Raw genomic sequence first — 26,355 nt, 5'->3', positions numbered from 1 at the left:
CGTTGAAAATCAATGGGCCGATAGTGCGGGAGTCGCCGGAAAGGGTAATCATCCGTAACAGGATTTTTCATGGGGGAGGAGACGGGAGGATGAGAGAACGACCGCAGCGATGAGAAGTTCCGAGCTTAAGGCAAATCTGTGATCCGGCTGGCAAAAATCGCCCCCCTATTTTGTGCCTGACGCCACAGAATAGAGCGCAACGTTAACTGGATCACACTCCTCATCACAGGGGCGTAGAAGGGGGGAGGATGAGAATATGTCGCGTTGTGACCCACTATTACCGCGAAACGTCTCTCCTTGACTTATGTGCCCACAAAAAGAAGGACTGGATTATGACTCGCAGCATTACCCTCGCCCGCACGCTGGCACTCTCGGCACTGGCCACCCTGGTGCTCTCTTCTTCCGCCTTCGCCAAGATCGAGGAAGGCAAACTGGTCATCTGGATCAACGGCGACAAGGGCTATAACGGCCTGGCCGAAGTCGGCAAGAAATTCGAAAAAGACACCGGCATCAAGGTCACCGTCGAGCACCCGGACAAGCTGGAAGAAAAATACCCGCAGGTGGCCGCCACCGGCGACGGCCCGGACATTATCTTCTGGGCCCACGACCGCTTCGGCGGCTATGCGCAGTCCGGCCTGCTGGCCGAAATCCACCCGTCCAAAGCCTTCCAGGACAAGCTGTTCCCGTTCACCTGGGACGCGGTGCGCTATGACGGCAAGCTGATCGGCTACCCGATCGCCGTCGAGGCGCTGTCGCTGATTTACAACAAAGACCTGGTCAAACAGCCGCCGAAGACCTGGGAAGAGATCCCGGCGCTGGACAAGCAGCTGCGCGCCAACGGCAAGAGCGCCATCATGTGGAACCTGCAGGAGCCCTACTTCACCTGGCCTATCATCGCCGCCGACGGCGGTTATGCCTTCAAGTATGAAAACGGCAAATACAACATCAAGGATGTCGGCGTCGCCAACGCCGGTTCGCAGGCCGGTCTGCAGTTCATCGTCGATCTGGTGAAAAACAAACACATCAACGCCGATACCGACTACTCAATCGCCGAAGCCGCGTTCAACAAAGGCCAGACCGCGATGACCATCAACGGGCCGTGGGCCTGGAACAACATCGAGCAGAGCAAAATCAACTACGGCGTGACGCTGCTGCCGACCTTCAAAGGCAAACCGTCCAAGCCGTTCGTCGGCGTGCTGACCGCCGGCATCAACGCCGCCAGCCCGAATAAAGAGCTGGCGACCGAGTTCCTCGAGAACTACCTGCTGACTAACGAAGGGCTGGCGGACGTCAACAAAGACAAGCCGCTGGGCGCGGTGGCGCTGAAGTCCTATCAGGAAGCGCTGGCCAAAGATCCGAAGATCGCCGCCACCATGCAGAACTCGCAAAACGGGGAAATCATGCCGAACATCCCGCAGATGAGCGCCTTCTGGTACGCCGAACGCAGCGCGGTGATCAACGCCGTCAGCGGCCGTCAGACGGTGAAAGCCGCGCTGGACGACGTGCAGACCCGTATCACCAAGTAACGACGTCGTGCGGGATTAACATCCCCGAAATAATTGGAGTTACACCGCGACGGCAAGTACGCACATCCCCGGGAGCATAGATAACGCTGTGACCGGGGTGAGCGGACGCAGCCAACAAAGGTGTAGCTTCAAGTATGAAGGGGACAAGTGCCCCGCCGTTGCTTCACAGAAAGGAATGCCCTATGCAATTCGCTCACGCCGGGACGCCTGCGCGTAAAAAATCGAAGTGGTGGCAAAGCGACGCGCTGAAATGGCTGGTGGTCGGCCTGTTCAGCCTGGTGACCTGCTACCTGATTGTGTTGATGTATGCACAGGGTGAATACCTGTTCGCCATCCTGACGCTGATCCTGGTCAGCGCCGGGCTTTACGTCTTCGCCAACCGCCGCGCCTATGCCTGGCGCTATGTGTATCCCGGCGTCGCCGGCATGGGGCTGTTCGTCCTGTTCCCGCTGATCTGCACCATCGCCATCGCCTTCACCAACTACAGCAGCACCAACCAGCTGACTTTTGAACGCGCGCAATCGGTACTGATGCAGCGCCAATTCCAGAGCGGCAAAACCTTTACCTTCGGCCTCTACCCGGCGGAAAACCAGCAGTGGCGCCTGCAGCTGACGCCACCGGACAGTGAACAGCCGCTGATCTCCGAGCCTTTCCGCCTCGACGCCGCCGCGCCGCAAACCCTGAAGCTGACGGCGCAGAGCGCCGCGCCGCAGGGCGAACGCGCCACGCTGCGGGCGATCACCCAGAACCGGCAGGCGCTGAGCCAGCTGGTGGCGCAACTGCCCGACGGCGGGGAATTGCGCATGAGCTCCCTGCGCCAGTTCTCCGGCACCCGCCCGCTGTATGCGCTGGACAAAGACGGCAGCACGCTGACCAATAATCAGACCCAGGTGCGCTACCGGCCGAACGGCGACACCGGCTTCTATCAGGCGATCAACGCCGACGGCGGCTGGGCGCAGGAAACCCTGAGCCCGGGCTATACCGTCACCACCGGCTGGAAAAACTTCCTGCGGGTGCTGCAGGACGAGGGCATCAAGAAACCGTTCGTGTCGATCTTCATCTGGACCATCGTGTTCTCGGTGATGACGGTGATCCTCACCGTGGCGGTCGGCATGGTGTTGGCCTGCGTGGTGCAGTGGGAAGCGCTAAAAGGCAAGGCGATCTACCGCGTGCTGCTGATCCTGCCCTATGCGGTGCCGTCATTCATCTCGATCCTGATCTTCAAAGGTTTGTTCAACCAGAGCTTCGGCGAGATCAACATGATGCTCAGCCATCTGTTCGGCATTAAACCGGCCTGGTTCAGCGATCCGCTCACCGCCAAGAGCATGATCCTGATCGTCAACACTTGGCTCGGTTACCCGTACATGATGATCCTGTGCATGGGGCTGCTGAAGGCCATCCCGGACGATCTGTACGAGGCCTCGGCGATGGACGGTGCCAACCCGTGGCAAAACTTCTTCCGCATCACCTTACCGCTGCTGATCAAGCCGCTGACGCCGCTGATGATCGCCAGCTTCGCCTTCAACTTTAACAACTTCGTGCTAATCCAGCTGCTGACCAACGGCGGCCCGGATATGATCGGCACCACCACGCCGGCCGGCTATACCGATCTGCTGGTCAGCTACACCTACCGCATCGCCTTCGAAGGCGGCGGCGGGCAAGACTTCGGGCTGGCGGCCGCCATCGCCACGCTGATCTTCCTGTTGGTGGGCGCGCTGGCGATCCTGAATTTGAAAGCCAGCAAGATGAACTTCGATTAGGGAGAATAACGATGGCCATGGTTCAACCCAAGTCCCAGCGCCTGCGCCTGTGGATCACCCATATTTTCATGCTGTGCTTTATCGCCCTGATCATGTTCCCGCTGCTGATGGTGATCGCCATCTCGCTGCGCTCCGGCAACTTCGCCACCGGCAGCCTGATACCGGAAACCCTCTCCTGGGATCACTGGCGGCTGGCGCTCGGCTTCAGCGTCACCCACGCCGACGGCAGCGTGACGCCGCCGCCGTTCCCGGTGCTGCTGTGGCTGTGGAACTCCATCAAGATCGCGGCGATCACCGCCATCGGCATCGTGACGTTATCCACCACCTGCGCCTACGCCTTCGCCCGCATGCGTTTTCGTGGCAAGAGCACGCTGCTGAAAAGCATGCTGATCTTCCAGATGTTCCCGGCGGTGCTGTCGCTGGTGGCGCTGTACGCCCTGTTCGATCGCCTGGGCCAGTACATTCCGTTTATCGGCCTGAACACCCACGGCGGCGTGATCTTCGCCTACATGGGCGGCATCGCGCTGCACGTCTGGACCATCAAGGGCTATTTCGAAACCATCGACAACTCGCTGGAAGAGGCGGCGGCGCTGGACGGCGCCACGCCGTGGCAGGCATTCCGTCTGGTGCTGCTGCCGCTGTCGGTGCCGATTCTGGCGGTGGTGTTCATTCTGTCGTTTATCGCCGCCATCACCGAAGTGCCGGTAGCGTCGCTGCTGCTGCGCGATGTGAACAGCTACACGCTGGCGGTGGGGATGCAGCAATATCTCAACCCTCAGAACTACCTGTGGGGCGACTTCGCCGCCGCCGCGGTGCTGTCGGCGATACCGATTACCGCCGTGTTCCTGCTGGCGCAGCGCTGGCTGGTGGGCGGCCTGACGGCCGGCGGCGTGAAGGGGTAATTTGTGCCACTGCAGTGCGTTTGATGTCTTTCCGCGATAGCGGTAATCCTGTGTCTTTGGCGGCCATTGGCCGCCATTTTTATCTTCGCTATTCCCGTTTCAGCCGATCGGTGTTGGCCAGATAGAGCGTCACCACCAGCACCAATATCGCCGCGGCGTAGATCAGGGTATCGATGGGATTCTTGTGGTCCACGATAATCAAACGAATAATCGCGGTAATGCCGATATAAATAAAATAGCGCAGCGGGAAATGATAACCCGACTCAAAATACTTGACGATCAAGGCGATAAATTCAAAGTACAAGAAATAAATCACGATGCCTTCAATCAACAGATATGAAGAAGACTCTTCGTTGTTGATAAATAACACCTTCGCCAGGTGGAGGGTCTCCTTGACCAGAAACACCACCAGAATTGCCGCCAGCAGCAGCAAACCTACGTTCAGTACCCGCTGCAGCCCTTTCGCTATCATGATCGAACGCGACGTTTTTGCCATAAAACCTCTCTCTGAATACCGCTAATATGATTCAACCGTGCCAATATAGGCATTGTCTTAAAAATTATGCCCCGCGCGAAAGCACTTTAAACCCCATTTAATTCATAAAGTTATAATAAGATGTTTCTGGCTTATAGATTTGTAGCAAATCGAAATGTCAACTATCATGGGTCACAGAGATCTTTACATAAAACTAATAACCTCGAATTAACAAGGGAATTCTTTATGCGCGCTAAACTTAACGGACTGGTCGCTGCGGGCCTGTTTACCTGTGCATTGTCCGGCCACGCCGCCGGCCTGGTAACCCCTGACAACGATCTGCGTAACGATCTCGCCTGGTTGTCTGACCGCGGCGTCATCAACGTCAGCCTGTCCACCTGGCCACTGAGCCAGGAAGAGATCAGTTCCGTTATCGCGCAGGCCAAGCCGGTCACCAATACCGAGAAAAACGTCATCGACCGCGTGCAGCGCCGTGTCGATGCCTTGAAAGCCAACATTCGCGTCAGCGGTTACGCGTCGACGGATAAACCCGGTACCCCGCAGGGCTTCGGCCAAAATGAGTACGCCGACGATCGCCTGACCATCGGCGCCGGCGCCAACGGCGAGTTCTGGGACGTACGTCTGCAGGGTTCGGTGGAAGGCGATCAGCGCGTCAGCGACGGCTCCAAATTCAATATGAACGGCTCCTACGGCGCGGTGAAAATCTGGAACCAGTGGCTCTCCTTCGGCGAAGTTTCCCAGTGGTGGGGCCCTGGCTACGACGGCAGCCTGATCCGCTCCGACGCCGCGCGCCCGGTCGCGGGCTTCATGCTGCAGCGCGCCGACCAATCGCCGTTTGAAACCCCGTGGCTGTCGTGGATCGGCCGCTGGCAATACCAGCTGAGCGCCGGCCAGCTGTCGCAGTACAGTTCAGTACCGCACACCAAACTGATCGGTGGCCGTTTCACCATGATGCCGACCGACTTCGTCGAACTGGGGGCTTCACGCATCATGATGTGGGGGGGTGAAGGCCGCCCGCAATCCTGGAGCTCATTCTGGGATGCGGCAACTGGTAAAGACAACACTGGCGATAGAGCTAACGATCCTGGCAATCAGCTCGCCGGTTTCGACTTCAAGTTGAAGATGCAACCGTTGATCGGCCTGCCGGTCAGCCTGTATGGTCAATTGGTGGGTGAAGATGAGGCAGGCTATCTGCCATCGCAAAATGCCTATTTGCTCGGCCTTGAAGGCCACCCGGAATGGGGTCCGACTACCATCAACTGGTACATCGAGGGTTCAGATACCCGCTCGGATATGAGTCGTAAAAACTACGTCTACAACCACTACGTTTACAGAGGCGGTTATTATCAGCAAGGTTACCCGCTGGGCCACGCCATGGGCGGCGACGGCCAGATGCTGTCCGGCCGCGTAGAGCTGGTGCTGGACGACAGCCAGCGCTGGAGCACCCGCGTGGTTTACGCCAAGGTGAACCCGCTGAGCCAAAGCATCAACCAGGCGTTCCCTAAATCCGATACGCTGAAGGGCATTCAGGTCGGTTGGGGTTACACCTTCCCGTCTCAGGTTAAGTTCGATACCAGCCTGTGGTACACGGACAACGATCACAGCACCGCCGATGACGTGGGCGCGGGCGTCAGCTTCGAAGTACCGATCAACCTGTAATTTTTTGCCGACGTAAAAAAACCCGCCGCGGCGGGTTTTTTTTATTGGCTTCCGCTCAGACGATTAGCGCCATTCCTTGAAGCGGTTGATCAGCGCATTGGTCGAGCTGTCGTGGCTGCTGATTTTCTCGCTGCCCGCCAGCTCAGGCAGGATGCGGTTAGCCAGCTGTTTGCCCAGCTCCACGCCCCACTGATCGAAGGTGAAGATGTTCAGGATCGCGCCCTGGGTGAAGATTTTGTGCTCGTACAGCGCGATCAGGCTGCCCAGGCTGAACGGGGTGATTTCGCGCAGCAGGATCGAGTTGGTCGGACGGTTGCCTTCAAACACTTTGAACGGCGCCACGTGCTTGACCTGCTCAGGGGTTTTACCCTGCGCCGCGAACTCGGCCTCTACCACTTCCAGCGACTTGCCGAACGCCAGCGCTTCGGTCTGGGCGAAGAAGTTGGACAGCAGTTTGGCGTGATGATCGCCCAGCGGGTTATGGCTGATGGCCGGCGCGATGAAGTCGCACGGCACCAGCTTGGTGCCCTGATGGATCAGCTGGTAGAACGCATGCTGGCCGTTGGTGCCCGGCTCACCCCAGATGATAGGGCCGGTCTGGTAATCCACCGGATTGCCGTTGCGATCGACGTACTTGCCGTTGGACTCCATGTTGCCCTGCTGGAAGTAAGCGGCGAAACGGTGCATGTACTGATCGTACGGCAGAATGGCTTCGGTTTCGGCGCCGAAGAAGTTGTTGTACCAGATACCGATCAGCGCCAGCAGCACCGGCAGGTTTTTCTCCGCCGGCGTTTCGGCGAAGTGCTTATCCATGGCGTGCGCGCCGCTCAGCAGCTGCTCGAAGTTGTCATAACCGATGGACAGCGCGATCGACAGACCGATCGCCGACCACAGGGAGTAACGGCCCCCTACCCAGTCCCAGAACTCGAACATGTTGTCGGTATCGATGCCGAATTCGGCCACCGCTTTGCCGTTGGTGGACAGCGCGGCGAAGTGCTTGGCCACGTGCTGTTGATCGGCGGCGCTGCTCAGGAACCAGTCGCGCGCGCTGTGGGCGTTGGTCATGGTTTCCTGGGTAGTGAAGGTTTTGGAGGCCACCAGGAACAGCGTGGTTTCCGGGTTCAACGGCTGCAGCGTTTCGGCGATATGGGTGCCGTCGACGTTGGAGACGAAGTGCATGTTCAGGTGGTTTTTATAAGGGCGCAGCGCTTCGGTCACCATGTAAGGGCCGAGATCCGAACCGCCGATGCCGATGTTCACCACGTCGGTGATCGGCTTGCCGGTGTAGCCTTTCCACTCGCCGCCGATGACGCGCGCGCAGAACTGTTTGATCTTGGCCAATACCGCGTTCACTTCCGGCATCACGTCTTTGCCGTCGACCAGGATCGGGCTGTTGCTGCGGTTGCGCAGGGCAATGTGCAGCACCGCGCGATCTTCGGTGCGGTTGATTTTCTCACCGGCGAACATCGATTTGATGGCGCCTTGCAGATCGGTTTCTTTCGCCAGCGCCTGCAGCTTCTCCAGGGTTTCCTGCGTGATACGGTTCTTGGAATAGTCCACCAACATTTGGTCGTTGAAGGTCGCGGAGAACCGGGAGAAACGATCGCTGTCCTGAGCGAACAGGTCGGCGATCCGTACGTCTTTCATCTGTGCATAATGTTGCTGCAGGGCTTGCCAAGCAGCGGTTTGACTAGGATTGATATTTTTCATAGCAACACTCTTAGGCTTGAGAATAAAAATGACGCGTTTGTCCGATTGTAGCCTGTTCGACTGTGATTATGATCTCTTTTCTTGCGATAGGCGCTAACTGTCAACGCATTGCCGCCTCGTTTCAGCTTTCACTCTATACTTTGGGCTAACGGCCTGTTATCGGGGTTATCGAATTGTCATCAGGCTGTGTCATCGTCGCTTATTTCGTCATTTGAAAGGGATCTCGCTTATGGAATTATCCGCCCCACTCATGTTGGTGCTTATCGGCCTGGCGTCGCTGCTGGCGCAGTGGCTGGCCTGGCTGCTGCGCCTGCCGGCCATCTTGCCGCTGCTGCTGTTCGGCATCGTACTCGGCCCGACGGTGCATCTGGTGCAGCCGGATCTGCTGTTCGGCGATCTGCTGTTTCCGCTGGTGTCGCTATCGGTGGCGATCATCCTGTTTGAAGGGGCGTTGACGCTGCGTTTCGAGGAGATACGCGGCCTCGGCGGCGTGGTGCGCAATCTGGTCACCGTCGGCATGCTGGTTACCTTTCTGGTCATCAGCCTCGCCAGCTGGTGGCTGCTGGATTTCCCGCCGGAGCTGGCGGCGCTGATCGGCGCGGTGACGGTGGTGACCGGGCCAACGGTGATCGCTCCGCTGATGCGCGTGGTGCGGCCGAACGCCAACATTAACCAGGTGCTGCGCTGGGAAGGGATCGTCATCGATCCGGTCGGCGCCATCTTCACCCTGCTGGTGTTCGAATTCATCGTGCTGAAACAGAATGCGGAGTCCTATACCCACCTGTTTTGGACGCTGGGCGTGACCGCCGCCGTCGGCCTGATCGCCGGCGCGCTGTTCGGCTACCTGCTCGGCCTGGCGCTGCGCCGCGTCTGGCTGCCGCGCTACCTGCAGAACCTGGCGGTGCTGGCGATCATGCTGGCCGCCTTCGGCGTTTCCAACGCCATCGCCGACGAATCCGGCCTGCTGACCGTCACGGTGATGGGCATCTGGCTGGCCAACATGCGCGACGTCGATACCAGCGATATTCTGGCGTTCAAAGAGGAGCTGTCGGCGATCCTGATCTCGGCGCTGTTCATCATTCTGGCGGCGCGGCTCGACATCCAGGCGCTGTGGAACATGGGCTGGCCGCTGCTCCTGCTGCTGCTGGCGGTGCAGTTCATCGCTCGGCCGCTGTGCATCGCTGTATCGACCTGGCGCTCTTCCCTGCACTGGCGCGATCGGCTGCTGCTGTGCTGGATCGCCCCGCGCGGCATCGTCGCCGCGGCGGTCAGTTCGCTGTTCGCGCTGACGCTGCAGCGCAGCGGCTATCAGGGCGCGGACCGGCTGGTCACCGTGGTGTTCGCCATCATCATCGGCACCGTGGTGCTGCAAAGCCTGACCAGCGGCATGATGGCGCGCTGGCTGCGGGTGCAGCAGCAAAAACCGCGCGGCGTGCTGATCGTCGGCGCCAACAGCGTGGCGCGCATGCTGGCGCAGGCGCTGATCAAGCTGAACGTGCCGGTGATCGTCACCGACAGCAGTTGGGAATACTACCGCCAGGCGCGCATGGACGGCATTCCGGCCTACTATGGCCACGCCTACTCCGAACACGCCGAGAACTATCTCGACCTGAGCAATATCGCCCAGGTGTTGGCGCTGTCGCCCAATCGCCACCAGAACGCGCTGGCGGTCTACCACTTCGGCCATCTCTTCGGCGAGGATCACGTGTTTGCCATCCGTTCGGGGGCGCCGCTGAAAGGGCGCGGCGCCAGCGCGGAAAGTTCGCGTTTCCGCCGGCATGAAATTTTATTTAATCAGGAAGCCACCTACGGCCGCCTGAGCAGCCTGCTCGCCAGGGGGGCCACCATCAAGGCAACCAAATTGAACGAAAATTTCGGTTGGCTGGAGTATTTGGAGAAACATAAGGGCGTTATCCCGTTATTCAGCCAAAAGGAAGATGGTTCTCTGCAACCGATTGGCGCCGGTTCCACGCCCGCGATGCCCTGTACGCTTATCGCGCTGGTACAAGATGAAAATCCCTCACCGTCTGTACGTTGACAGAATGGCGATAACCGGCTATTCCTAACAGCCTACTTGCGCACCCGGTGCGCAAGCCAGAAGAGGCGCGTCGCCCAGGTAGAGTGTCAGAGGAGCCGTTTCTCCGTTGACGGCACCCGAGGGGGAGCGACGCCGAGGTAGGGTAATGGCCGGCCATTATCGTATCGACTACAGGGGCTGAATCCCCTGGGTTGTCACCAGGGGATCGCCCACAGGGCGATCGACAAGGTGGGGCGCTTCTGGGTGTATCGTAGACCTCTACGCCTGCCCCCTGTTTACCGCTCTCCCCTTGTGCCAAGGCTATGGAATTACAGTGCCCCAAACGGGCATCCCTGACACGAGGTTTCTAGATGAACCAAGCAGCACCCCAGAATTCCACCGTGGTAGCCAAGTTCGGCGGCACCAGCGTCGCCGACTTTGAAGCCATGAACCGCAGTGCCGACGTCGTACTGGCCAACCCGCAGGTCCGCCTGGTGGTGTTGTCCGCTTCGGCGGGCGTCACCAACCTGTTGGTCGCCCTGGCCGAGGGTTGCGAGGCCGACAAGCGCAATTACCAGCTTGATGAGATCCGCCGCATCCAGTACGCCATCCTCGATCGCCTCACGGCACCGGTGGTGATCCGCGAAGAGATCGACCGGCTGCTGGAAAACATCGCCATGCTGTCAGAGGCCGCGTCGTTGGCCACCTCGACGGCGTTGACCGACGAGCTGGTCAGCCATGGGGAGCTGATGTCCACCCTGCTGTTCGTTGAAATCCTGCGCGCCCGCAACGTGCAGGCCGAATGGTTCGACGTGCGCAAAGTGATGCGCACCGACGATCACTTCGGCCGCGCCGTGCCGGACAGCGCCGCGCTCAGCGAACTGGCCCGAGCGCAGTTGCAGCCGCGCCTGCAGGAAGCGCTGGTGGTCACCCAGGGCTTTATCGGCAGCGAGCCGAAAGGCCGTACTACCACGCTCGGCCGCGGCGGCAGCGACTATACCGCCGCGCTGCTCGGCGAGGCGCTCGGCGTTGGCCGGGTGGATATCTGGACCGACGTGCCGGGCATTTACACCACCGATCCGCGCGTGGTGCCGGCGGCCAAGCGCATCGATAAAATCGGTTTCGAAGAAGCGGCGGAAATGGCCACCTTCGGCGCCAAAGTCCTGCACCCCGCCACCCTGTTGCCGGCGGTGCGCAGCGACATTCCGGTTTTTGTCGGCTCGAGCAAGGATCCGGCGGCCGGCGGCACGCTGGTATGTAACACCACCGAAAATCCGCCGCTGTTCCGCGCGCTGGCGCTGCGCCGCAAGCAAACGCTGCTGACGCTGCACAGCCTGAACATGCTGCACGCGCGCGGTTTCCTGGCCGAGGTGTTCAACATTCTCGCGCGCCACAACATCTCCGTCGATCTAATCACCACCTCGGAGGTCAGCATTGCGCTGACCATGGACACCACCGGCGCCACCTCCGTCGGCGGCAGCCTGCTGACCACCTCGCTGCTGACCGAGCTATCGTCGCTGTGCCGGGTGGAAGTGGAAGAAAACCTGGCGCTGGTGGCGATCATCGGCAACCAGCTGTCGCGAGCCTGCGGCGTAGGCAAAGAGGTATTCGGCGTGCTCGATCCGTTCAATATCCGCCTGATCTGCTACGGTGCCAGCAGCTATAACCTGTGCTTCCTGGTACCGGGCGAAGAAGCCGAACAGGTGGTGCGCACTCTGCATCACAACCTCTTCGAATAAGTCATTATCCCTGATTGCGGGCGCAGCACGCTGCGCCCCTGCGTCTAAAAAATCCGTTAAAAACCTGCAGGGGTTCAGCATGTTGAACCCGCAAAAAAACACAACCCCACCCACCGTTCTCAATCTGGCTAAGGAAAACCTGCATGCTGGCACTACTCACGCGCTTATTCCCCCTGTGGGCGATACTGCTGTCCGTCGCCGCCTATTACACGCCGACCACCTTTACCGGCATCTCCCCCTACGTCAGCCCGCTGCTGATGCTGATCATGTTCGCCATGGGCGTCACGCTGCGGCTGGACGACTTCAAGCGCGTGCTGGCGCGTCCCGGCCCGGTGGCGGCCGGCATCTTCCTGCACTATCTGATCATGCCGCTGGCGGCCTGGATCCTGGCGATGCTGTTTCGCATGCCGCCGGACTTGTCCGCCGGCATGGTGCTGGTGGGCAGCGTGGCCAGCGGCACCGCGTCCAACGTAATGATCTACCTGGCCAAGGGTGACGTGGCGCTGTCGGTGACCATCTCGGCGGTCTCGACGCTGGTCGGGGTGTTTGCCACGCCGCTGCTGACTCGCCTGTATGTCGACGCCAAGATCAGCGTCGATATCATGGGCATGCTGCTGAGCATTCTGCAGATCGTGGTGATCCCGATCGGCCTGGGCCTGATCGTCCACCACACCCTGACCAAGACGGTGAAACGCATTGAGCCGCTGCTGCCGGCGCTGTCGATGGTGTGTATCCTCGCGATCATCAGCGCGGTGGTGGCGGGCAGCCAAAGCCACATCGCCTCGGTCGGTTTGGTGGTGATCGTCGCGGTGATCCTGCACAACGGCATCGGTTTGCTCAGCGGCTACTGGGGCGGCAAGCTGTTCGGCTTCGACGAATCCACCTGCCGCACGCTGGCGATCGAAGTCGGCATGCAGAACTCCGGGCTGGCAGCCACGCTGGGTAAAATCTACTTCTCACCGCTGGCCGCTCTGCCGGGCGCGCTGTTCTCGGTCTGGCACAACCTCTCCGGTTCGCTGCTGGCGGGGTATTGGTCCGGCCGCCCTATCAAGAAAAAATAAACCGCCTGTAGGGACGCAAACAATTGCGTCCCCGTTCTTCTCTGCGAAATTTCGTATTTCCCACTGGTCGGATTGTCATAATTCCCCTCATCCCCTATCATCCGTGAAAAATAAAAATTCAGATTCTTCCTAACCATGCCGATAATGTTGGCAAGAGGAAGAGACGTTCTACTTTTTTTAATTAATTAAGTCACCAGGGTTGCCCGCCATAAAAGAAGCAGCCTAATTATTATTTAGATCTATACCCACCGTCTTATTTGCCGCGGCAAATCAAGATACCTCGCAATGTGCATGTCGCTCATTATTTCGGGCCGGCCGTCGGCCGCCCGTGGTTACCTCATGGATTGGGCTGGCTGCCCCGGCAGCCTCTCATAAATGGATTACAATGATAAAAAAAATAACCGCCTTGACGCTGTTGGTCAGCACGGCCCTTTCCGCCGAAACCCTGCCGGACGCCCACATGATGCGGGATATGTCGATGGGGGAGTCGCGCCGTGCGTTGCAAGACAGCACGCGTGAAGTCAACCAGTTGATTGAGCAACGCCGCTACCAGCAGCTGAAGCAGCAACGCTTGTTGGCGGAGCCGGAACCGGCCGCGCCCGCCCTGCCGCAGTCCGCGCAGTGCCTGCCGATCGCCGGCGTTTATCTGCAGGGCGTCACCCTGCTCTCGCCGACCGATTTATCCGCCCTGAGCGCGCTGCCGGAAAACTGCATCAGCAGCAATGATATCAATCGCCTGACCCGCGAATTAACGCGCCTTTATGTGCAAAAAGGCTATATCACCGCGCGCGTGCAAATTGTTCGCCCTAATTCACAGGGAGAATTGGGGTTAAGCGTCACCGAAGGATTTATCGAGAAAATAGAAGGCGGCGATCGCTGGGTCAACAGCCGTTTATTATTTCCGGGGCTGGAAGGCAAACCGTTGAAATTAACCGAGCTCGATCAGGGATTGGATCAGGCCAACCGTTTGCAATCGAATACCACCAAGCTGGATATATTGCCCGGCCGCCAGGTTGGCGGTTCGGTCATTCGTTTGCGCAATCAACATGCCAAGCCCTGGCTGATTACCGCCGGCACGGATAATTACGGCCAAAAAAGCACCGGCCAGTGGCTGGCGCGCGGCACCGCCACGCTGGACAGCCCGTTCGGCCTGTCGGACTTCGTCAGCCTGAACGCCAGCAGCACGCTGGAAAACCCGGCTCATCGCTATAGCCGCGCCTATACCCTGCTCTATTCGCTGCCGTACGGCGCGTTCACCTTCAGCGGGTTCGCCAGCTTCTCGTCCTATGAGAACCACCAGCAGCTGCCGCACAACGTGGTCAAACTGCACGGCCAGACCCAACAGTACGGGCTGCGCAGCGACTATGTGTTTTACCGCGATCACGATCAGATAGACAGCCTGAGCGGCCAGTTGACCTACAAGCGCATCGACAACTACTTCGAAAGCGTGCGCCTCGAAGTCAGCAGCCCCACGCTGACCCTGGCCGAGCTGAGCGCCAGCCACCTGCAGATCCTGCCCAACGGGGTGTTCAGCGCCAACCTCAGCGTCGAACAGGGTCTGCCGTGGCTGGGGGCCGATCGCCACCCGAGCTCGGTGCACCTCGACAGCCAGTTCACCAAGGGCAAGCTGTTCGCCAACCTCAGCCAGCGCCTTCACCTGGGCGAGGCGACCTATCAGCTCAACAACCTGTTCTACGGCCAGTACAGCCGCGACCCGCTGCCCGGCGTGGAATGGCTGAGCCTTACCGATCGCAGCGCCGTGCGCGGCTTTAGCCGCAGCACCCAGTCCGGCGACAACGGCTGGTATCTGCAGAACACGCTGTCGCGCAGCTTCAATCTGGGCGCCACCACGCTGACGCCGCGTCTCGGCGCCGACGTCGGCCGCATTTTGCCGCGTCAGGACAGCTCGGGGTGGCGCAGCAGCGCCGGTCTGAGCAGCGGCGCCACGTTGCGCTATCGGCAGGCGCTGGTCGATCTCGAGGTCAGCCGCGGCTGGATCTTGTCGAATCACGCCACGCCGGAAGATCCCGTTCAGGTACTGGCGCGCTTTTCTTACACCTTTTAATTAATCAGCAGTTTTGCAGGACCCCACGGCAATATACGGAGAGACATGGATGAAAAATAATAACTTCAGGCTTTCAGCAGCGGGCAAACTGGCCGCCGCGCTGGCGATTATTCTCGCCGCTTCCGCCGGCGCCTATGCCGCGGAGATCGTGGCGGCCAACGGCGCCAACGGCCCCGGCGTTTCCACCGCCGCCACCGGCGCGCAGGTGGTCGACATCGTCGCGCCAAACGGCAGCGGGCTGTCGCACAACCAGTATCAGGACTTCAACGTCAACCAGCCCGGCGCGGTGCTGAACAACTCCCGCGAGGCGGGGCTGTCGCAGCTGGCCGGCCAACTGGGCGCCAACCCCAATCTGGGCGGGCGCGAAGCCAGCGTCATCCTCAACGAAGTGATCGGCCGTAACCCTTCTCTGCTGCACGGCCAGCAAGAGATCTTCGGCATGGCGGCCGACTACGTGCTGGCCAACCCGAACGGCATCAGCTGTCAGGGCTGCGGGTTCATCAACACCAGCCGCTCCTCGCTGGTGGTCGGCAACCCGCTGGTCGAGAACGGCCTGCTGCAGGGCTACAGCACCCTGGGCAACCGCAATACCCTGAGCCTCAACGGTACCCTGAGCGCCGGCGGCGTGCTGGACCTGATCGCACCGAAGATAGACAGCCGCGGTGACGTGATCGTACAAGACTTCACCCACCGCAACGGCAGCGTGACGCCGGCGGCGATCAACGCCATCAGCGGCCATAACCGCGTGGCGCGCGACGGCAAGGTGCTGGCCAGCGTACAGCCGACCACCGCGCTGGACAGCTACTACCTCGGCAGCATGCAGGCCGGGCGCATCAACATCATCAACACCGCACAAGGCAGCGGCGTGAAGCTGGCGGGCACGCTGGCCGCCCGCGACGATCTCAAGGTGAAAGCCTACGATATTCGCAGCGAAAGCCGCGTTGACGATGCCAGCAGCAACCGCAACGGCGGCGACAACTACCAGAACTACCGCGGCGGCATCTACGTCAACGACCGCAGCAGCAGCCAGAAGCTGACCCGCACCGAGCTGAAAGGCAAGAACATCAGCCTGGTGGCGGATAACCACGCGCACCTCACCGCCACCGATATTCGCGGCGAAGACATCACGCTGCAGGGCGGCAAGCTGACGCTCGACGGTCAGCAGCTGAAACAGACCCAGGGCCACACCGACGACCGCTGGTTCTACTCCTGGCAATATGACGTCACCCGTGAGCGCGAGCAGCAGCAGCAGGCAGGCAGCACCGTCGCCGCCAGCGGCAGCGCCAAACTCATCAGTACCCGGGAAGACGTGAACCTGTTGGGCACCAACGTCAGCGCCGATCGGGCGCTGAGCGTCAAGGCGGCGCGCGACGTGCACCTGGCCGGGCTGGTAGAGAAGGATAAGTCCACCGAGCGCGGCTATCAGCGCAACCACACTTCCAGCCTGCGCACCGGCAGCTGGAGCAGCAGCGACGAAAGCGAAAGCCTGAAGGCCAGTGAACTGCGCAGCCAGGGGGCGCTGACGCTGGAGGCCGGCAACAACGTCGCGACCCAGGGCGCCAAGCTGCACGCCGGCCGCGATTTGACGGTCAATGCCGGCAACCAAATCCAGATTGGGGTGCAGAAAACCGCCAACGCCAAAGCGGTGCGCGATGACAAAACCTCCTGGGGCGGCATCGGCGGCGGCGACAACAAAAACAACAGCAATCGCCGCGAGGTCAGCCACGCCTCCGAACTGACCAGCGACGGCACCCTGCGCCTGAACGGCCAACAGGGCGTCACCATCACCGGCAGCAAGGCGCGCGGCAAGGAAGGCGGCCTGGTCACCACCACGCAGGGCGGCCTGCGCATCGACAACGCGCTGAGCACCACCGTGGACAAAATCGACGCGCGCACCGGCACAGCCTTCAACATCACCAGCAGTTCGCACAAGGCCGACAACAGCTACCAGAGCAGCACCGCCAGCGAACTGAAGTCTGACACCAACCTGAAGCTGGTCAGCCGTAAGGATACCGACGTCATCGGCAGCCAGGTCACCAGCGGCGGCGAGCTGAGCGTGACGTCGCAGACCGGCAACATCAACGTCAAGGCCGCCGAACAGCAGCAAAAAATCGATGAGCAGAAGACCGCGCTTACCGTCAACGGCTACGCCAAAGAAGCCGGCGACAAGCAATACCGTGCCGGTTTGCGCATCGAACACACCCGCGACAGCGAAAAAACCACCCGCACCGAAAACCGCGCCTCGACCCTCAGCGGCGGCAGCGTGAAGCTCGAGGCGGAGAAGGACGTGACCTTCAGCGGCTCCAAACTGGTCGCCGACAAAGGCGATGCCAGCGTCAGCGGTAACAAGGTCTCGTTCCTGGCGGCCGACGATAAAACCACCTCGAACACCGAGCAGACCAAGATCGGCGGCGGTTTCTACTACACCGGCGGCATCGACAAGCTCGGCAGCGGCGTGGAAGCCGGCTACGAGAACAGCAAAACGCAGGCGCATAGCAGCAAGGCGGTCACCTCCGGCAGCGACGTCAAAGGCAACCTGACTGTCAACGCCCGCGACAAGCTGACCCAGCAAGGCGCGCAGCACAGCGTCGGCGGCACCTACCAAGAGAACGCCGCCGGCGTCGATCATTTGGCCGCTGCCGACACCGCCAGCAGCAGCACCACCAAAACCGACGTCGGCGTGAACATCGGCGCCAACGTCGATTACAGCGCCGTGACCCGTCCGGTCGAGCGCGCGGTCGGCAAGGCGGCCAAGCTGGACGCCACCGGCGTCATCAACGACATCGGCGGCATCGGCGCGCCTAACGTCGGCCTGGATATCGGCGCACAGGGCGGCAGCAGCGAAAAACGCAGCGGCAGCTCGCAGGCGGTGGTCAGCTCGGTGAAAGCCGGCAGCATCGACATCAACGCCACAGGCGAAGTGCGCGATCAGGGCACGCAATATCAGGCGAGCAAAGGCGCGGTCACGCTGACAGCGGACAGCCACCGCAGCGAAGCCGCGACGAACCGCCAGGAAGAGCAGAACCGCGACACCCGCGGCAGCGCCGGCGTACGCGTCTACACCTCCACCGGCAGCGATCTGACCGTGGACGCCAAAGGCGAAGGCGGCACCCAGCGCAGCAACAGCAGCGCCAGCCAGGCGGTGACCGGCTCGATCGACGCGGCCAGCGGCATCAACGTTAACGTGAAACAAGACGCGGTCTATCAGGGCACCGCGCTGAACGGCGGCAGCGGTAAAACCACCGTCAACGCCGGCGGCGATATTCGCTTCGATCAGGCCAGCGATAAGCAGAGCGAAAACCACAGCGGTTTTAACGTCAAGGCCTCGGCGAAGGGCGGCTTCACCGCCGACAGCAAAAACTTCGGCGCCGGCTTCGGCGGCGGCACCCGCAGCGGCGAAAACAGCGGCAGCACCGCCCAGGTCGGTAACGTCAGCGGCCAACAGGGCGTGGAGCTGAACGCAGGCCGCGATCTGACGCTTAAAGGCACCGACGTCAAAAGCCAGGGCGACATCACCCTGAGCGCGGGCAACAAGGTCACGCTGCAGGCGGCGGAATCGACCCAAACGCGCAAGGAAAGCCAACTGTCCGGCAATCTCGATCTGGGCGCCGGCAGCAGCGACAGCAAGGAAAAAACCGGCGGCAGCCTCTCCGCCGGCGGCGCGTTCGACATCGCCAAGGTGAATGAGTCCGCGACCGAACGCCAGGGCGCTACGCTCGCCTCAGACGGCAAGGTCACTCTATCCGCCGGCGGCAAAGGCGATGACGCGCTGCATCTGCAGGGCGCCAAGGTCAGCGGCGGCAGCGCCGCTCTCGAGGCGAAAAACGGCGGCATCCTGCTGGAGTCCGCCAAGAACGAGCAGCATAAGGACAATTGGAGCCTGGGCATTAAAGCCAACGCCAAAGGCGGCCAAACGTTCAACAAGGACGCCGGCGGCAAGGTCGATCCGAACACCGGCAAAGACACCCATACGCTGGGCGCCGGTCTGAAGGTCGGCGTGGAACAGCAGGATAAAACCACCCACGCCAACACCGGCATCACCGCGGGCGATGTGGCGCTCAACAGCGGCAAGGACACCCGCCTCGCCGGGGGGCGCGTCGATGCCGACAGCGTACAGGGCAAGGTGGGCGGCGATCTGCACGTTGAAAGCCGCAAAGACGTCGAGAAAGGCGTGAAGGTGGATGTGGATGCCGGTCTGAGCCACAGCAACGATCCGGGCAGCAGCATCACCTCCAAGCTGTCGAAAGTGGGCACGCCGCGCTACGCCGGTAAAGTGAAAGAGAAACTGGACGCCGGGGTGAACAAAGTGGCCGACGCCACCACCGACAAATACAACAACGTGGCGCGTCGCCTCGATCCGCAGCAGGACACCACCGGCGCGGTCAGCTTCAGCAAAGCCGACGGCAAAGTCACGCTGCCGGAAACGCCGGCCGGCGAAAAACCTCAGGGGCCGCTGTGGGATCGCGGTGCACGCACCGTCGGCGGCGCGGTGAAAGACAGCATCACCGGACCGGCGGGCCGCCAGGGGCAGCTCAAGGTCAATGCCGAGGTGGTGAACAACAACGCGGTCGGCGAGCAATCGGCGATTACCGGTAAGCACGGCGTGGCGCTGCAGGTCGGCGGCCAAACCCAACTCACCGGCGGCGAGATCCGCAGCCAGCAGGGCAAGGTGGAACTGGGCGGCAGCAAGGTCAGCCAACAGGACGTCAGCGGCCAACGCTATCAGGGCGGCGGCCGCGTCGATGTGGCAGCCACGGTAGGCGGCCTGGCCGCCGGTGCGGCGAAACAGGGCGTTGACGGCAACGTGCCGTTCGTCAGCGGCCATGCCTCAACGAAACAGGCGGACGCCAAAGCCGGCGTGTTCAGCGGCAAATAACGCGCCTCTCCTAGGCAATGCCCCCGGTGAAAACCGGGGGCATTTTTTTACAGCGTGCTCGGGGTGTCTTCCCAGTCGCGATCGTCGTCCTTCGCATCCTGATCCAACACGTTGTAAGCCACGGCGCAAAACAGCGAGTTCAGGCGCTTCATGTCCCCCAACAATCCCAAATGCAGCGAGCTGGTCTCGATGCTCTGCACGTTTTGCTGGTGCAGGCGATCGACGTGCGCGTGCGCGTAGCGGCGATCCAGAATGCGGAAGCGGTGCTTGGAACGGCGCAGGCGCTTGGCGCTGGTAACGTCGCCGGACAGGAACACCGACAGCCCCAGACGCAGGTTGCCGATCAGCCGCTCGTGCAGCCCGTCCAGCTCCGCCAGCCCTTCCGTCGAGAAGGCCCGGCGCGCGGCATGCGACTTGGCGCCCACGTCGCCGGCCATGCGTTCGATGATGTCGCCCGCCTGTTCCAGGTTGAGCGCCATTTCGATGATCTCCGCCCAGCGGCGCGAATCTTCCTCGCCCAGATCCTCCTTCTGGATCTGCGCCAGATACAGCTTGATGGCGGTGTACAGTACGTCGACGTCGTCGTCCAGACGCCGCACCTCTTTATCCACCCCTTGCTTGCCGTGCAGCACTTCGCGCTGCAGGATCATCATGTGTTCCACCACGTCGCCCATCCGCAGCGTTTCGCGCGCCGCGTTGGCCAGCGCCAGCGTCGGCGTGTCCAGCGCGCTGGCGTCCAGATGGCGCGGCCGCATGCGCGGATCGTCGGCCGCCACGTCGACGATCAGCCGCTCGCACAGCGTGGCCATCGGCCCGGCCAGCGGGATCATCACCAGGCAGCGGATCAGGTTGTAGAACACATGGAAATAGATCACCAGTTCTTCGCTGCCGCCAGGCAACTGAGCCATCACATCCGCCAGATAGGCGACGAAGGGCAGCACCAGCACGCACCCCACCAGCTTGAACAGCAGGCTGCCGAGCGCTACGCGCCACCCGGCGGCGTTCTGGCCACTGGCGTTGATCATCGCCAGCAGGCCGCTGCCGAGATTGGCGCCGATCACCAGGCAGAGCGCCACCTTCAGCGAAATCACGCCGGACGCGGTCAGGGTAGCGGTCAGCAGCACCGCCGCCAGGCTGGAATAACTGACGATGGCGAACAGCGCGCCGGTCAGGGCATCCAGCATCACGTCGCCGGTCAGCGACGAGAACAGCACTTTGACCCCGGCCGCCTGGGTGATCGGCGTGGCGGCGGCCACGATCAGCTCCAGCGCCAGCACGATCAGCCCAAGGCCGATCAGGACGCGCCCGATCTGGCCGATCCGCATCTGTTTGCGGCTGAGGAACAGGAAGACGCCGATCAGGATCAGCAGCGGCGACAGCCAGGAAAGATCGAAGGTCAGCACGCGCGCCATCAGCGCGGTGCCGACGTCGGCGCCGAGCATGATCACCAGCGCAGGCGCCAGCCCCACCAGCCCCTGCGCGACGAAAGAGGTCACCAGCAGCGCCGTGGCGTTGCTGCTTTGCACCAGCGCGGTCACGCCGATGCCGGAAACGAACGCCAGCGGCTTTTTCTCAACGCTGTCGCTCAACACGCGCCGCAGATTGGCGCCGTAAACCCGCATGATCCCGGTGCGCACGATGTGGGTGCCCCACACCAACAGCGCCACGGAGGAAAGCAGGTGAAGAAGGGTCAGCACGGAAGATACGCTCCATTAACGCCCGGCCAAAGGAGGCTGATACCCGATGCCTGTCAGGCGGTGCGGACGGACGGAACGGTTCTGTTCGCCTTAGCCGCAGCCGGTAGGCCAAAAGATGACGGGTACAGCGCGCGGTCCCGCCTGCCGGGCGTAGGTCTGGCAGGACAGCGAGCGGGCGGCAGACCGCAGAAGAGAAGGGTTAATGCGGCGGCGGAAAGGCCCCGGCGCCGCGCTGCGAAGTCATGCAACTTCCCGCAATACAACAGGTTCCAAGTGTAGCCCAATTTCCGCGCCGTCGGGCCGCAGGTCGGCCACCGACCGGTTGAGCACGTCAACCAGCAATTCTACACCGCGAACCTGAATCCGATAGCGTACCACATTCCCGAGCAAACTGTGGCCCAGGATCACCCCGCCGATCCCCTGCCCGGCCGGCAACAGGCCGATAGACTCGGGCCGGATCGCCACCTTGCCGGCATAGCTGCGCCCGGTCAGCTGGGCGGCCTGTTCGGCGGTCAGCAGGTTATAGTTGCCGATAAACCCGGCGGCGAAGGCGTCCGCCGGCTGGGTATACAGGGTTTCCGCATCGCCGCTCTGCACGATCTGCCCCTTGTTCATCAGCACGATGCGATCCGACAGGGTCAATGCCTCTTCCTGATCGTGGGTGACGAAGATCGCCGTCAGGTTCAGCTCGCGTTGAATGCGCCGGATCTGCTCGCGCAGGTGTTTGCGGATACGTGCGTCCAGCGCCGACAGCGGTTCGTCGAGCAGCAGCAGCCGCGGGCGGGTGACCAGCGATCGCGCCAGCGCCACGCGCTGACACTGGCCGCCCGACAGCTGATGCGGATAGCGCTTCGCCAGATCGCTCAGCTCCACCAGCGCCAGCACCTCCTGCACCCGCTGGCCGATCTGCCCGGCCGCCAGCTTCTGCATTTTCAGCCCGAAGGCCACGTTGCCTTCCACCGTCATATTGGGAAACAGCGCATAGCTTTGGAACACCATGCCAATGCCGCGTTTTTGCGGCGCCAGCGGCACCAGATCCTGGCCCTGCAGCAAAATGTGCCCGCTGTCGACCGGGGTCAGGCCGGCCAGGCAGCGCAGCAGCGTCGATTTGCCGCAGCCGCTCGGCCCCAGCAGGGTGACGAATTCCCCCTCTTCGGCGGTGAAATCGATATCCTGAAACACCTGGGTCTGGCCATAGTGTTTGTTCAGGCGGGTGACGTTGAGATAAGCCATCGGGTTAACCCTTGTTTTTATTCAGCAGGTTCGCCAGCCAGGTGACGAGCAGCACCACGGCGAAATAGGAGATGACCAGCGCGCTGGTGAAATGCCCGCTGCCGTTGCGCATGTTGAACAGGTAGACCTGCAGCGTTTCATACTGGCTGCCCACCAGCAGGTTGGCGAACACGAACTCGCCGATCAGGAACGAGAACGACAGAAGCACGGCGATCGTTCCGCCCTTGCGCAGGTTCGGCAGCACCACCAGCAGCGCCGCCTGCCAGGTGCTGGCGCCGAGCAGGTGCGCGGCGTCCATCAGATCGCGCAGGTTGATCGCCTGCATGTTGTTGCTGATGGCGCGGTAGATAAACGGCAGCGCGATGGTGAAATAGCAGCCCACCAAAATCCACGGAGTGCCGAGCAGCGGCAGCGGGTCGGCGGCGAACAGCTGCATCAGCCCCACCGCCGACACCACCGGCGGCACGGCGAACGGCAGCAGAATCAGCACGTTCATCACCGCGTCCAGCTTGGGAAAGTAGTAAGCGATCACAAACATCGCCGGCAGGATCACCACCACCGACAGCAGCAGCGTGCCGAAGCAGATCAACAGCGAGTGCCACAGCGCCTGCAAAAAGCGCGGGTCGCTCCACAGCGCCGCTAGCCACTTCAGGGTAAAACCGTCCGGCAAAATAGTGGCACCCCACTGGGTGGCCAGCGCATAAATCAGCGTCGCCGCCAGCGGCAACAGCAGGATCAGCAGCAGCAGGCCGGTCACCGTGCGATGGTACAGGCGTTCAGCACGCGACATGAGCATTCTCCATCCGATTATGAGCGCGCATTAAGGTAGCTCCTGCGCAGCATCCATTGGTGGATCACCGTGATAAACGCCATCATCACCACCAGCAGCATCGCCAGCGCGCTGGCCAGGTTCGGATCGAGGGAGATGTCCCCCGCCACCAGCGCCGAGATACGGATCGGGATCACGTTGAAGTTGCCGGTGGTCAGCGCGTAGACCGTAGCGTAGGCGCCCAGCGCGTTAGCCAGCAGAATGACGAAGGTGCCCATCAGCGCCGGCGCCAGCACCGGCAGGCCGATATGCCGCCAGTAGCGCCAGGGGCCGGCGCCGAGCAGCGCCGCCGACTCGCGCCAGTCGGCGCGCAGCGCGTCGAACGCCGGATACAGCAACAGCACCCCCAGCGGGATCTGGAAGTAGGTATACAGCACGATCAGGCCGCTCTTCGAATAGAGGTTGAAACTCTCCATCAGACCGTATTTGCGCAGCAGCAGCGTCAGGCAACCGTTCAGCCCCAGCAGGATGACGAAAGCGAACGCCAGCGGCACCCCGGCGAAGTTGCTGGTCATGTTGGTGAACGACATCACGAAGTCATGAAATCGGGTCTGGCCGAGCTGGCGCAGCGAGTAACTGCCCACTAACGCAATCAGCAAGCCGTAGACGCTCGACCACAGCGAGATCTCCAGCGAGAACTGAAAGGCCTGCAGGTAGAACGGCGAGGTGAGAATATCGACATAGTTGCCCCATCCCCAGCCGCTGCTCTCGCTGAAAAAGCTGTGAACGGCGATCCACACCAGCGGGGCGATCTGAAACGCGCCGAACAGCACGATAAACGGCAACAGGCACAGCGCGGCGATCCATTTGGTTTTGCCGTTCATCGCGCATCCTGCGCCAGCAACGCCCGGCATCGCGGCTTGTCGTGCGGCGCCTGCAGCAGATCGCAAATCGTGCCGCACAGCTCGGTTTGCTGCGGATCGGCGTCGTCCAGGCTGAAGCCCGTGCCGAACACGAACAGCGGCACCTGGCGCTCCTCCGGCAACACCCCGCCGTGGCTGCGATCGTCGTTCATGCCATGGTCGGCAGTAACCAGCACCTGATAACCGGCGGCCAGCCACTCGGGCAGATAGCGCGACAGCGAACCGTCGGCGCGGCGTGCCGCATTGCGGTACTGCGGCGAAGAGAGGCCGAAGCGGTGCCCGGCGTCGTCGATGTTCATCGGATGGACCAGCAGAAAGTCCGGCTGATGACGCAGGCGCAAGCTTTCGGCGTCGTCGAACAGATGGCTGTCGGGATAGCCGTCGTCGTAATAGAAATGCCCGTGCTGGATCGGCAGCTCAGGCGCGTCGGTATGGCGGTCGCGCGCGGCGTCGAACGGCGTGCGGTTATACAATTCGCTGAACCAGTGGTAAGCGGCGGCGGCGGTGGTCAACCCGGCGGCGCGCGCGTAATGAAACACGCTTTGTTGATGAGAAAGGCGCGAGACGTGGTTGTGCACCACGCCGCTCTCCACCGGCGTGACGCCGGTGAGGATGCATTCATACAGCGGCCGGGAGAGCGAGGGCAGCTCGCTCTCCAGCAGGTACAACCGTCCGCGTCCCGCCGCGCATTCGGCCTGCAGATAGCCCATGGCGTCGTGCGCCACCCGGTAGTTGAGGCCGTCCAGCAGCACGAGGATCGTTTTCATGGTGCGTTAACTCACTGCTGCATAAACATAATGACGTTTTCCTGCCACAGGCGCGGCAGCGCTTTGGCGCTCTGTTCCCAGGCCGCCGGATCGGCGATCGGGTGCGCGTTCTTGTACTGCTCGGCCGGCAGCAGCTTGGCCTTGACGTCGTCCGGCAGCGTCAGATGTTCGGCGCGGATCGGGCGGGCATAGCCGCGCGCCAGGTTGATCTGGCCGGCGTCGGAGAAGATGTATTCGCGCGCCAGCTTGGCGGCGTTCGGGTGCTTGGCGTATTTGTTGATGATGGTGGTGTAGCCGGAGGTGATCGAGCCGTCCGACGGGATCAGCACTTCAAAGCGGGTTTTGTCGATCTGGTCGCGGTAGTTCAGGCCGTTGAAATCCCACACCACGCCGACCTGCACTTCCCCTTTCTCCAGCGATGCGATCACCGGGTTGCTCAGGCTCAGGCGGCCGGCCTTGGCCAGCTTGCCGAAGAATTCCAGGCCCGGCTTGAGGTTCTTCTCGTTGCCGCCCATGGCGTAGGTGGCCGCCAGCACGCCGCTGGCCGCCTGCGACGCGGTGCCGACGTCGCCGATGGTGACCTGATAGCTGCCCTTCAGCAGATCGGCCCAGCTGTGCGGGATATCTTTCACCTGCTGTTTATTGATGATGAAGGCGATGGTGCCGGTGTAAGCCAGCGCCCAGTGGCCGTCTTTGTCTTTCGCCCAGTCCGGCACCTGATCCCAGGTAGAGGGTTTGTACGGCTGCGTTACGCCCTTCTGCACCGCCACCGGGCCGAAGGCCGCGCCGACGTCACCGATGTCCGCCGTAGCGTTGTTCTTTTCCGCATCAAATTTGGCGATCTCCTGTGCGGAGCTCATGTCGGTATCGACATGCTTCAGGCCATATTTGCTCAACAGATCTTGCCAGGTGCCTTTCCAGTTGGCCCAGCTGTCCGGCATGCCGACGCTGTTGACTTCGCCTTCTTTTTTAGCGGCCTGCTCCAGCGCCGCCAGATCGGTATCCGCGGCCCAGCTCATCTGGCTGGATAACACGATGGCACTGGTTAACACAGAAGCGCACAAACGTTTCATAACTGATGCTCCAGGTGGTAGTGTGGGGATGGCTGGACTAGTCCAGCAAGGGCCAAACCAATCTAACGGACGAATGTGATAA

At 61.6% G+C, this 26,355-nt stretch carries 17 protein-coding genes and 1 riboswitch; of the genes, 9 read left to right on the top strand and 8 right to left on the bottom strand.

Annotated elements, in window-relative coordinates; translation table 11 throughout:
- Positions 1 to 332 precede the first annotated feature (332 nt).
- The 3 genes from malE (at position 333) to malG (ending at position 4,188) form a co-directional block, all read left to right on the top strand.
- On the top strand, positions 333 to 1,526 hold the full coding sequence (malE, locus tag GF111_RS15130) for a maltose/maltodextrin ABC transporter substrate-binding protein MalE (RefSeq protein ID WP_025304464.1): 1,194 nt from the start codon (positions 333 to 335) through the stop codon (positions 1,524 to 1,526).
- Between the two features lie 182 nt (positions 1,527 to 1,708).
- Positions 1,709 to 3,286 (top strand): maltose ABC transporter permease MalF, encoded by a 1,578-nt coding sequence (gene malF, locus GF111_RS15125; protein ID WP_038874341.1) that lies wholly within the window; start codon positions 1,709 to 1,711, stop codon positions 3,284 to 3,286.
- 11 nt (positions 3,287 to 3,297) lie between these two features.
- Positions 3,298 to 4,188 (top strand): maltose ABC transporter permease MalG, encoded by an 891-nt coding sequence (malG, locus tag GF111_RS15120; RefSeq protein WP_038874343.1) that lies wholly within the window; start codon positions 3,298 to 3,300, stop codon positions 4,186 to 4,188.
- 88 nt (positions 4,189 to 4,276) lie between these two features.
- Here the strand turns inward: malG and psiE are convergent, their stop codons facing one another.
- On the bottom strand, positions 4,277 to 4,684 hold the full coding sequence (psiE, locus tag GF111_RS15115; protein ID WP_004936694.1) for a phosphate-starvation-inducible protein PsiE: 408 nt from the start codon (positions 4,682 to 4,684) through the stop codon (positions 4,277 to 4,279).
- Between the two features lie 225 nt (positions 4,685 to 4,909).
- Between psiE and GF111_RS15110 the strand changes: the two genes are divergently transcribed.
- Positions 4,910 to 6,343, top strand: coding sequence for a capsule assembly Wzi family protein (locus tag GF111_RS15110; protein ID WP_038874345.1), 1,434 nt, complete (start codon positions 4,910 to 4,912; stop codon positions 6,341 to 6,343).
- A 63-nt stretch (positions 6,344 to 6,406) separates the two neighbouring features.
- Here the strand turns inward: GF111_RS15110 and pgi are convergent, their stop codons facing one another.
- Complete coding sequence (gene pgi, locus GF111_RS15105) at positions 6,407 to 8,053, bottom strand: glucose-6-phosphate isomerase (protein ID WP_033639258.1); 1,647 nt, start codon at positions 8,051 to 8,053, stop codon at positions 6,407 to 6,409.
- 229 nt (positions 8,054 to 8,282) lie between these two features.
- Between pgi and GF111_RS15100 the strand changes: the two genes are divergently transcribed.
- The 5 genes from GF111_RS15100 to GF111_RS15080 all read left to right on the top strand — a co-directional run bounded on the left by GF111_RS15100 (position 8,283) and on the right by GF111_RS15080 (position 19,811).
- On the top strand, positions 8,283 to 10,091 hold the full coding sequence (locus GF111_RS15100) for a sodium:proton antiporter (RefSeq protein WP_038874347.1): 1,809 nt from the start codon (positions 8,283 to 8,285) through the stop codon (positions 10,089 to 10,091).
- A gap of 52 nt (positions 10,092 to 10,143) precedes the next feature.
- Positions 10,144 to 10,338, top strand: a riboswitch (Lysine riboswitch).
- A gap of 103 nt (positions 10,339 to 10,441) precedes the next feature.
- On the top strand, positions 10,442 to 11,809 hold the full coding sequence (lysC, locus tag GF111_RS15095) for a lysine-sensitive aspartokinase 3 (RefSeq protein WP_038874349.1): 1,368 nt from the start codon (positions 10,442 to 10,444) through the stop codon (positions 11,807 to 11,809).
- 143 nt (positions 11,810 to 11,952) lie between these two features.
- Positions 11,953 to 12,870: a ketopantoate/pantoate/pantothenate transporter PanS gene (gene panS, locus GF111_RS15090; RefSeq protein WP_038874351.1), complete on the top strand. Its 918-nt coding sequence runs from the start codon at positions 11,953 to 11,955 to the stop codon at positions 12,868 to 12,870.
- 385 nt (positions 12,871 to 13,255) lie between these two features.
- Positions 13,256 to 14,935 carry a ShlB/FhaC/HecB family hemolysin secretion/activation protein gene (locus GF111_RS15085; protein WP_038874353.1) on the top strand — a complete coding sequence of 560 codons (1,680 nt, stop codon included), beginning with the start codon at positions 13,256 to 13,258 and terminating at the stop codon, positions 14,933 to 14,935.
- Between the two features lie 49 nt (positions 14,936 to 14,984).
- Entirely contained in the window at positions 14,985 to 19,811 is a 4,827-nt protein-coding gene (locus GF111_RS15080; protein ID WP_224217728.1) for a hemagglutinin repeat-containing protein, read from the top strand.
- A gap of 47 nt (positions 19,812 to 19,858) precedes the next feature.
- Here GF111_RS15080 and GF111_RS15075 read toward each other — a convergent pair whose 3' ends face one another.
- The 6 genes from GF111_RS15075 to GF111_RS15050 form a co-directional block, all read right to left on the bottom strand.
- Positions 19,859 to 21,508: a Na/Pi cotransporter family protein gene (locus tag GF111_RS15075; RefSeq protein WP_147190977.1), complete on the bottom strand. Its 1,650-nt coding sequence runs from the start codon at positions 21,506 to 21,508 to the stop codon at positions 19,859 to 19,861.
- Positions 21,509 to 21,748: 240 nt separating this feature from the next.
- Positions 21,749 to 22,741, bottom strand: coding sequence for an ABC transporter ATP-binding protein (locus GF111_RS15070; RefSeq protein ID WP_038874358.1), 993 nt, complete (start codon positions 22,739 to 22,741; stop codon positions 21,749 to 21,751).
- Between the two features lie 4 nt (positions 22,742 to 22,745).
- Positions 22,746 to 23,531: an ABC transporter permease gene (locus GF111_RS15065; protein WP_038874360.1), complete on the bottom strand. Its 786-nt coding sequence runs from the start codon at positions 23,529 to 23,531 to the stop codon at positions 22,746 to 22,748.
- A gap of 17 nt (positions 23,532 to 23,548) precedes the next feature.
- Complete coding sequence (locus GF111_RS15060) at positions 23,549 to 24,394, bottom strand: ABC transporter permease subunit (protein WP_039569690.1); 846 nt, start codon at positions 24,392 to 24,394, stop codon at positions 23,549 to 23,551.
- Positions 24,391 to 25,200: an alkaline phosphatase family protein gene (locus tag GF111_RS15055; protein ID WP_038874364.1), complete on the bottom strand. Its 810-nt coding sequence runs from the start codon at positions 25,198 to 25,200 to the stop codon at positions 24,391 to 24,393. Before GF111_RS15055 ends, GF111_RS15060 begins: the two co-directional genes overlap by 4 nt.
- Before the next feature lie 11 nt (positions 25,201 to 25,211).
- On the bottom strand, positions 25,212 to 26,273 hold the full coding sequence (locus tag GF111_RS15050) for an ABC transporter substrate-binding protein (RefSeq protein ID WP_004936660.1): 1,062 nt from the start codon (positions 26,271 to 26,273) through the stop codon (positions 25,212 to 25,214).
- Between the last annotated feature and the right edge of the window lie 82 nt (positions 26,274 to 26,355).

The sequence above is a fragment of the Serratia sp. HRI genome (assembly GCF_010119335.3).
Classification (GTDB): domain Bacteria; phylum Pseudomonadota; class Gammaproteobacteria; order Enterobacterales; family Enterobacteriaceae; genus Serratia; species Serratia nevei.
The sequence above is the reverse complement of the archived record's forward strand: the minus strand, read 5'-3'. Positions and strand labels throughout refer to the sequence as shown.